The 1219-nt window shown below is 38.1% G+C and carries 2 protein-coding genes; one reads left to right on the top strand and one right to left on the bottom strand.

Going from position 1 to position 1219, the window contains the following annotated elements; genetic code table 11:
* Positions 1–427 precede the first annotated feature (427 nt).
* Positions 428–850: a hypothetical protein gene (locus tag H5202_RS22810; protein ID WP_102037497.1), complete on the top strand. Its 423-nt coding sequence runs from the start codon at positions 428–430 to the stop codon at positions 848–850.
* A gap of 90 nt (positions 851–940) precedes the next feature.
* Here H5202_RS22810 and H5202_RS24095 read toward each other — a convergent pair.
* A partial coding sequence (locus H5202_RS24095) for a hypothetical protein (RefSeq protein ID WP_220493987.1) occupies positions 941–1219 on the bottom strand: 279 nt, incomplete at its 5' end.

Genomic DNA, 1219 nt, shown 5'->3' with positions numbered 1-1219 from the left:
AAATCACAAAATTAGCTATTCATCCGATAACAACCAACGCTATTAATAACTTTGTTTGCTATTTCTGTTCAAAAATAGCAAACGAAGTTAATAACCCTCAATTTAAATGTTGAACCGGTCCATTTCCAAGTCAAGAAAACTAACTCGTTTTTGCCCCAAAACGTGTCAGCAAGGTATATCTGGGTAAACTAATAACCGGGCAATATAAAAGCTATAATATCGAAAACATTACTTAAATATGCAATTATAACAAAAGATTAGCCAAGGTGTGGTATGAAAATGACTACCGTAAAAAAGCAAATTTCTATAGAATAAAACATACAGATTAAAGTTAGATATGGCATCGCCCAGATCCAACAAGCGATTTATGCGTCGCAAACAGCGCAACGCATAAATACTAAAACGTTAACTGTAAAAGGAGCTTGTCATGCAGTATAAAAACACTCAGCTTGGAATCGCGATGCTTTCTGTTATGGGAGTTGTAACATTAGTGCTTATCTTTGCTTCGGTAACTCAACCTACCGAACCGATTGGATTTGCTTATTTAATTGTAGGTTTGGTTTCAATTCTTTTTTCAGCATTAACAATCAAAGTTGAAGATGGAGAGATAAAATGGTTTTTTGGCCCAAAATTTTGGAATAAATCAATAAAGATATCTGAAATTGAGTCTGCGCAAGAGATAAGAACAAAATGGTACTACGGGCTTGGAATTCGGTTAATCTCAACCGGATGGTTATATAATGTTTCTGGTCTAACGGCTGTTGAATTAAAACTTAAAGATGGCACAACGGTTTGTCTGGGTACAAACGATCCAAAAAATTTAATAAAGGCTATTAAGCAAAGTAGTTAACTTGTGCTCGTTCCTTGCTATTTCCCGCCTTTTACAGTGCTCGTTACTAACTTGTTTCTGTCCAAAAATCAGTTAGCCTTGCTTAGAAATTTACAAATTCAACTCTAAACAGAGGCCGTTGTAGAAAATAGCGTGAGCCTGACAGGACGTCAGGCTAGCTTTCGCGGTACAGGATGTACCATCGGAAGCGTTAGCATTTTCAAATAAGGCCGAAGCAGGCTGCAAATGAAGTCCAAAGCTAGAGCTATTTCCGTCGCAATTTTTTCGCTGCTGTTGTTTGGTTAAATAGCGAAAATGTTGCCGGAACGGCAGGGGTGATCCAAGAGGGGATTGCTGTTGATCCCCTTTTGGCCCGTGCAGGGTGGAACC

Origin of the sequence: Shewanella sp. SG41-4 (genome assembly GCF_014164505.1) — a bacterium.
In the GTDB taxonomy this organism is placed as follows: Bacteria; Pseudomonadota; Gammaproteobacteria; order Enterobacterales; family Shewanellaceae; genus Shewanella.
The sequence above is the reverse complement of the archived record's forward strand: the minus strand, read 5'-3'. Positions and strand labels throughout refer to the sequence as shown.